The organism is Paenisporosarcina sp. TG20, from assembly GCF_000286315.1.
Lineage (GTDB): Bacteria > Bacillota > Bacilli > Bacillales_A > Planococcaceae > Paenisporosarcina.
The window spans coordinates 1-7,908 of record NZ_ALJG01000182.1 but is presented as its reverse complement, the minus strand read 5'-3'; the positions used below and the strand labels follow the sequence as shown (position 1 = coordinate 7,908).

Genomic DNA, 7,908 nt, shown 5'->3' with positions numbered 1-7,908 from the left:
CTCCTCACGTATCAACACCATACGCTCCGGTGCTCGAAGGCTACGCCGCCTCGACCTACTCGGCTCTTTTTATGCTCCTTTTTGAACACTCACTTTAAGAAAGAAAGAACAATATATACTTTCTTAATAAACTCAAAGAAGAGGTCGCCTATTGACCACATAGGCGACCTCTTCTAAGAAAGCACAGCAGACTAAGATATAAATCGACTCAGACACTTATCTCTATAATCTTTTTTCTTAAACTTCTGTTTTTTCAGCGGCTTCTTTTTCTTCTTTTACAACAATCTTACGTGATAAGTTCACACGACCTTGGTTATCAATTTCGATTACCTTAACCTTTAACTCATCATCAAGTTTTAGAACATCTTCAACCGATTTAGTTCGTTCTTCTTGAATTTCAGAAATATGAAGAAGACCGTCTTTACCAGTAAATATTTCTACAAATGCACCGAATTTCTCAATACGTTTTACTTTACCGATGAAGTATTCACCAACTACAGCAACGCGGACAATATTCTCAATAATCTCTTTTGCTCGAGCTATCATACTTTCATCAATTGAAGAAATATAAATTGATCCATCTTGTTCTGTATCAATTTTAACGCCAGTTTCTTCGATGATTTTATTAATTTGTTTACCACCCGGTCCAATTACATCACGAATCTTATCTGGGTTAATTTTTACTTTAACAATCTTCGGAGCATATTTAGACAATTTCACGCGTGGTTCAGAAATTGTTGCAAGCATGCTTTCTAATATATGCAAACGACCAATTTTTGCTTGACTTAATGCTTCTTCTAAAATGCTACGTGATAAGCCATCAATTTTAATATCCATTTGAAGTGCTGTTACACCTTTAGCCGTCCCTGCAACTTTAAAATCCATGTCTCCTAAATGATCTTCCATACCCTGGATGTCAGATAGAACAGAATATTGCTCGCCGCGCTTAATAAGTCCCATTGCTATCCCAGCTACAGGCGCTTTAATTGGTACACCAGCATCCATCATTGCTAGTGTTGATGCACAAATACTCGCTTGAGAGGTAGATCCATTTGATTCAAGAACTTCTGATACTAAACGAATCGTATATGGGAATTCTTTCTCATCTGGAAGAACTGCTTTTAACGCACGTTCTCCCAAAGCTCCATGACCAATTTCACGACGACCTGGCCCACGAATAGGTCCAGTTTCCCCAACACTGAATTGAGGGAAGTTATAATGATGCATAAAACGTTTAGACTCTTCGCTACCTAAACCATCGATGATTTGAACATCACCAAGTGCTCCTAAAGTTGCAATACTTAAAGCTTGAGTTTGTCCACGGACGAATAGACCAGAGCCATGTGTACGAGGTAGAATACCTGTTTCAGATGAAAGTGGACGAATTTCATCTAATTTACGACCATCTGGACGGATTTTGTCTTCAGTAATTAATCGACGAACTTCTTCTTTTACCATTTTATCCAGTATTTCATGGACTTGTTTTAAAGTAGCACTGTCAACTTCACGTTCAACAAAAATTTCAGTTACGGCATCTTTAACTTCTCGAATTGCAGCTTCACGTGCATGTTTTTCTTGCACTTGAATAGCTATATTTAATTTTGTTTCACACAATTCTTTTATTTCAGCAGAAATTTCTGAATCTAGCTCATATAATTTAATATCCAGCTTGTCTTTGCCAATAGCAGCTACAATTTGTTCTTGGAATTCAATCAATTTAATAATTTCATTATGACCGAACATAATTGCTTCTAACATGATTTCTTCTGTGACTTCAAGTGCACCTGCTTCTACCATGTTAATTCCATCTTTTGTACCAGCAACGATTAAATCAATAGTACTTTCAGCTAATTGTGCTTCTGTTGGGTTAATGATAAATTGTTCATTTATTAATCCAACTTGCACTCCTGCAATTGGACCTCCAAAAGGGATGTCGGAAACCATTAATGCCAATGAAGAACCAAACATTGCAGACATTTCAGTTGTACAATCTTGATCTTTAGACATAACAATTGAAATTACTTGTACTTCATTACGAAAGCCATCAGGGAATAAAGGACGAATCGGACGATCGATTAAACGACTTGTTAAAATCGCATTTTCTGATGGACGACCTTCTCGTTTAATAAAACCGCCTGGAATTTTACCAGCAGCGTATAGACGTTCTTCATAATTACATGTAAGTGGAAAGAAGTCTAATGGTTTCGGGTGTTTTGAAGCTGTTGCTGTAGAAAGAACTGCTGAATCTCCATAACGTACCATAACAGCACCATTAGCTTGTTTTGCGTACTTGTTTACTTCTACTTGTAGTGGACGACCTGCCCACTCAAAATTAAAAATTTGTTTTTCGTTCATTAAATGAACCCCTCTCGTTCTAAATATCCTATTACATTTAATTTTATGTATCATTAGTAGTGTATCAAAAAAGTGTTTATTATGCGAAATTTTCTAAAGTTTCAATGAGAGCGAATTCTTACAAGAAATTCAGACATAAAGAAAAAGCGGGACGAATCCCGCTTTACCTTAAATGCTATTATCTACGTATACCTAGTTTAAGAATCAAAGCACGGTAACGTGACACTTCGTTTTCACGCAAGTATTTCAACAAGTTACGACGACGTCCTACCATTTTGAATAGACCACGACGTGAGTGGTGATCTTTCTTATGTGTACGCAAATGTCCGTTCAAGTTGTTAATGTCTTCTGTTAATACAGCGATTTGAATGTCTGCAGAACCAGTGTCGCTTTCATGAGTACGATACTCAGCGATAAGTTCATTTTTACGTTCTTGTGTAACTGCCATCTGAGTTCACCTCCAATTCTCATAATATCCCCTACTACCGAGCAAGCGTTGGTGATTCGCATTGCCAAGCAACGGTTAAGCATATTTCTATGCGCAAATATCATTTTAGCACAGTTCCATATCATTAAGCAACTAAAACTCTAAGTTTCTTAGGTACGACATAGCTGTATGCTTATCTTTTTCAATTTGGTTTTTTAAAGAATCAATTCCATCAAATTTATGTTCATTTCGAATGTGATGATACCAATCTACATAGACTTCTTCACCATAAATATTTTTATCAAAATTAAATAAATGAACTTCAATTGTTAGCTTTTTATCGTTGGGATCTTTAAAGGTAGGCTTGTAGCCCACATTACAAACCCCATCAATCCATTCATCCTGTACTAACATTCTGACAGAGTATACACCAGTTGCAGGAATGTATGATCCTTCTCTTGCTTGAATATTAGCTGTTGGAAAACCAATTTGACGACCTCGCTTGTCACCATGGACAACTACACCTGGAATTTGAAAAGGTCTACCAAGCAATTCACATGCTTGTTCCATATCCCCGGTAGTTAATGCTTGTCGAATTCTTGTGGAGCTGATTTTTTCAGTACCGATAGATTTTTTCTTAATGACTGATACATAAAAATCATCTTTTGCTAATTGTTTCATGACATTCATATTACCAGTTCCAAATGTTCCAAAAGTGAAGTCAAAACCTGCAGTAACATGGGTCACATTTAATTGAACAATAAACGTTTCTACAAACATCTCAGGTGTTAGCTGCGCAAAGTCAGAAGTAAAACGAACAACGAATGTCGTGTCTATCCCCATTGATTCAAGCAATTTTAACTTTTGGTCTAGTGGTGTAATATAAAATACTTTTTCATTTCGCTTTCCAAGAACAATTGACGGGTGTGGATCGAATGTCATGACCGCTAATTTCAAGCCTTGTTCCAAAGCTATTTTTTTTGCATGTTCTATGACTTCACGATGACCTAAGTGAACACCATCAAAAAATCCAATAGCTAAGGAAAATGGACCGGAAATTAATGGATCATTTACATGATGTGGGTATGATAATTGTACTATATTCATTCCACCACCTCTTCCTTAGTAGATCGATTAAACATTTTTTCAGGTTTCATCTTGCCTTCTTTTGAAGGATGATTAATGTAAACAGCAACAGCTTGTTGATCCTTTGTAAAAACAACTCGTTCATGTTCTCCAAGCAGCTCAAGCGCATCTAACACTTGTCCATTACTAATAGCTTTATCTAATCCGTCAGGTACAACAACCTTAGGCATATCTTGAAGTGCATAATCTAAATCATATAAATTGCGTGAAAGTAAATCATTTTCTACCAGTTCTTCAACTTGGTTTAAAGTTACGCAATCATCCGCTGTGAAATTTCCAGAAGCTGTCCTTACTAACTGTGACATATGAGCCGGATACCCGAGTTGTTCACCAATTTGAACAGCAAGCGTTCTAATATACGTCCCTTTGCTACATGAAACACGGATTCTAAATGAAACACTTATTCCTGAAAATATTAGTTCTTTACTTAAAAGATCCAGTTCATAAATAGTAACTTGTCTTGTTGGTCTTTCTATTGAAATACCAGCTCTGGCATATTCATACAGCTTTTTCCCATTCACCTTAACTGCAGAATACATGGGTGGCGTTTGTTCAATCGTGCCAGTCAATGTTGTTAATGCGGTGAGGATGTCTTGTCGAGAGAATAGTTTTTGTGAATCATCTTTATCTACAATTTCACCATCCGCGTCTTCTGTAGTAGTAGACATACCAATCGTCACTTCGGCTTCGTATACTTTTCCTGCATTTGTAAGATACTCGGCTATTTTGGTCGATTCACCTAAACAAATAGGCAGGACTCCCTCTACACTCGGATCAAGAGTACCTGTATGTCCAATACGTTTCATTTTTAATATTTTACGTAGTTTAAAGACACAATCGTGAGAGGTCATTCCTTTTTCTTTCCATAGTGGAAGAATGCCATTTAGCAAACGTGCCAACTCCTTAAAAAATAATTTTATGTATTAAGAAAAGCTAAACAGGCTGATTTAAACCACATTAGCACACTTAAGGGTAGTAGAAACAGGCGTATCGTAATCTTTTACTAAACCTAAAGATGCTCGCATAGCAGCCTGTAGAGCTAGACATAGAGCTAATTTCAATAAATATGAATATTGAGTTTTGCAGTTTCTTTTCAATATTGCTAGAAAGAGCCTGCTTTAAAAAAAGCAGGCTCTTTCTTGTTACTCGACTTCTTCAGTGTTCTTGATTTGTCTAAGTAACGTATCAATTTTATTACCGTAATCTGCAGATACATCAAATTCAAACATAAGCTCAGGAGTTTTACGTAATCGAATTCGTTGTCCAATTTCTGTACGAATAAATCCCTTAGCTTTAGCTAAAGCTTTTAATGTTTCTTGACGTTCTTTATCGTCACCCAGAACTGTAATAAAAACTGTTGCTTGCTGTAAATCACCTGTAACTTCTACATCAGTCACAGTAACAAACCCTATACGAGGATCTTTGAGTCTTCTTGCGATTATCTCGCCTAACTCTTTCTTCATTTGCTCTGCTACTCGATTTGAGCGATTCGCCATGATGGCTTCACCTCTGTTCTATCTATAGATATTCCCGTATCGTTTCTGTGCGTTCCCATTCTGGATTCGATTCCAAATAGTTTATGGCATGAGTCAGTTCACGGTCACTAGCAACACTAGATGATGCTACACAAACAATCGCAATACGTGTTCGTTGCCATACATCTTGGTGTTCGATTTCAGAAATTGATACATTAAACTTTTGCTTTGTTCGAGTTAACATACGCTTTAAAACGGCGCGTTTCTCTTTTAACGAATGTGACGTCGGAATGATAAATTCGCATTCCGCATAAGAAATCATTTGCGTTTGATTTCTTCCATAACGTAAGCTTCAATAATGTCGCCTTCTTTGACATCATGATAGTTTTTCACAGTTATCCCACATTCATACCCTTTTGCTACATCTTTTGCATCATCTTTAAAGCGTTTAAGAGAATCTAATACGCCTTCAAATACGACGATACTGTCACGAATGACACGGATACCACTATCTCGAGAAATTTTACCTTCAATTACATAACTACCAGCAATTGTTCCGATTTTCGAAACTTTAAAGGTTTCACGTACTTCTGCTTGACCAATAATTTTTTCTTGGAATTCAGGATCTAGTAAACCAGTCATTGCTGCTTCAATTTCTTCAATCACTTTATAAATTACACGGTGTAGACGAATGTCTACTCCTTCAGCTTCTGCTGCACGTTTTGCATTTATATCTGGTCTTACGTTAAATCCTATAACAATTGCATTTGAAGCTGCAGCAAGTGAAATATCAGATTCTGTAATCGCTCCTGCACCAGTATGAATAATGCGTACATTCACACCTGCGACTTCTAGTTTCATCAGAGATGCTGCCATTGCTTCAACAGAGCCTTGAACGTCTGCTTTTACAATAATGTTTAGCTCTTTCATTTCGCCTTGTTTCATTTGATCAAACAGATTATCAAGAGTTACACGCGTTTTCTCTGAACGCTGTGCTTGAATTGCTGTAGATGCTCTTGATTCTCCTACTTGACGTGCTGTTTTCTCATCTTCAAAGACAACGAAACGATCTCCAGCTAGTGGAACATCATTTAATCCTGTTATTTCAACTGGTGTACTTGGTCCTGCTTCTTTAACTCGACGACCTAAATCGTTGACCATTGCACGTACTCGGCCATGTGTATGTCCGACAACGATTGGATCTCCGACATTAAGTGTGCCGTCTTGTACTAGAAGTGTAGCAACGGAGCCTCTTCCTTTATCAAGTCGAGCTTCAATTACTGTTCCTATTGCACGACGTTTAGAATCAGCTTTTAGTTCAGCTACTTCAGATACCAATAGAACCATTTCTAATAAGTTATCAATCCCATCACCTTTTAATGCTGAGATTGGTGCGAAAATTGTATCTCCGCCCCACTCTTCAGAAACTAACCCGTGTTCAGTTAGTTCTTGCATTACTCGTTCAGGGTTTGCAGATTCTTTATCCATTTTATTCACAGCTACTATAATTGGTACTTCTGCTGCTTTTGCATGATTAATTGCTTCAATTGTTTGAGGCATGACACCATCATCAGCTGCAACAACTAAAATAGTTATATCTGTCACTTTTGCACCACGAGCACGCATTGTTGTGAAAGCAGCATGACCAGGAGTGTCAAGGAAAGTGATTTTCTTCCCGTTTTCAACAACTTGATAAGCACCAATATGTTGAGTAATCCCTCCAGCTTCGCCTGCAGTTACTTTAGTGTGACGAATAGAATCAAGAAGCGTGGTTTTACCGTGATCTACGTGTCCCATTATTGTAACAACTGGTGGACGTTCTTTTTGAATATTTTGTTCTTCTTGTTCACCTTCGAAATAGCCTTCTAAATCCGAAATGTCAACACGAATTTCTTCTTCTACTTCAACACCATAATCTGTACAAATCAATTCAATTGCATCTTTATCTAATTCTTGATTAATAGTAACCATCACACCAAGTAAAAATAACTTTTTAATAACGTCAGATGGTTCTCTACCTAATTTTTTTGCTAATTCTGCAACAGTTAATGACTCATAGAATGTAATTTTTGCTGGTAATTCTTTCTCTTTTTTCGGTACTGGTGGAGCAACTGGTTGGCGAGTTTGTTTCCCTTTGTTTCTTCCTCCAGCGCGGTTACCAGTTCCAGGACGGTGATTTCCACCACCACCAGGACGGCCAGAAAAGCTTGATCCTGCTGTACGATTTTGACCAAAAACTTTCTTTTCTTTTGTTTGAGCACCTTGTTCTTGCTTACGGCCTTCACCAGATGTTGTTGGTGTTGCAGTTTTATGCTTATCACGTGCTGAAGTAGGGTTCGCTACTCCACGACTTTGGCCCGAAGGTGGTTTTGCCTGGTTACTTGCTGGTGGGCGGTTGCCTTGAGAACCACTACCTTGAGGACGATCTCCTTGTGGTCGATTACCTTGATATCCACTACCTTGGGGACGATCTCCTTGCGGACGGTTACCTTGATATCCACTACC

At 37.7% G+C, this 7,908-nt stretch carries 7 protein-coding genes; all 7 read right to left on the bottom strand.

The features are described from left to right. Positions 1 to 237: 237 nt before the first annotated feature. Complete coding sequence (gene pnp / locus B371_RS0102950; protein ID WP_019412827.1) at positions 238 to 2,355, bottom strand: polyribonucleotide nucleotidyltransferase; 2,118 nt, start codon at positions 2,353 to 2,355, stop codon at positions 238 to 240. Positions 2,356 to 2,533: 178 nt separating this feature from the next. Continuing rightward, the gene (rpsO, locus tag B371_RS0102945) at positions 2,534 to 2,803 is read right to left on the bottom strand and encodes a 30S ribosomal protein S15 (protein ID WP_019412826.1); all 270 of its coding nucleotides are present in this window, start codon (positions 2,801 to 2,803) and stop codon (positions 2,534 to 2,536) included. Between the two features lie 132 nt (positions 2,804 to 2,935). Then, on the bottom strand, positions 2,936 to 3,889 hold the full coding sequence (ribF, locus tag B371_RS0102940; RefSeq protein ID WP_019412825.1) for a riboflavin biosynthesis protein RibF: 954 nt from the start codon (positions 3,887 to 3,889) through the stop codon (positions 2,936 to 2,938). Next, positions 3,886 to 4,818 carry a tRNA pseudouridine(55) synthase TruB gene (truB, locus tag B371_RS0102935; RefSeq protein ID WP_019412824.1) on the bottom strand — a complete coding sequence of 311 codons (933 nt, stop codon included), beginning with the start codon at positions 4,816 to 4,818 and terminating at the stop codon, positions 3,886 to 3,888. The genes ribF and truB overlap by 4 nt, the downstream gene beginning before the upstream one ends. A 252-nt stretch (positions 4,819 to 5,070) precedes the next feature. Next, entirely contained in the window at positions 5,071 to 5,424 is a 354-nt protein-coding gene (gene rbfA / locus B371_RS0102930; RefSeq protein WP_019412823.1) for a 30S ribosome-binding factor RbfA, read from the bottom strand. Between the two features lie 22 nt (positions 5,425 to 5,446). Then, positions 5,447 to 5,725, bottom strand: coding sequence for a DUF503 domain-containing protein (locus B371_RS0102925; RefSeq protein WP_019412822.1), 279 nt, complete (start codon positions 5,723 to 5,725; stop codon positions 5,447 to 5,449). Then, positions 5,722 to 7,908: translation initiation factor IF-2 (gene infB, locus B371_RS0102920; protein ID WP_019412821.1), on the bottom strand; the 2,187-nt coding region annotated here is incomplete at its 5' end. The genes B371_RS0102925 and infB, both read right to left, overlap by 4 nt.

Coding starts and splice junctions, on each gene's coding strand:
- pnp (WP_019412827.1), bottom strand. CDS start 2,355: ATGAACGAAAAACAAATTTTTAATTTTGAGTGGGCAGGTCGTCCACTA.
- rpsO (WP_019412826.1), bottom strand. CDS start 2,803: ATGGCAGTTACACAAGAACGTAAAAATGAACTTATCGCTGAGTATCGT.
- ribF (WP_019412825.1), bottom strand. CDS start 3,889: ATGAATATAGTACAATTATCATACCCACATCATGTAAATGATCCATTA.
- rbfA (WP_019412823.1), bottom strand. CDS start 5,424: ATGGCGAATCGCTCAAATCGAGTAGCAGAGCAAATGAAGAAAGAGTTA.
- B371_RS0102925 (WP_019412822.1), bottom strand. CDS start 5,725: ATGATTTCTTATGCGGAATGCGAATTTATCATTCCGACGTCACATTCG.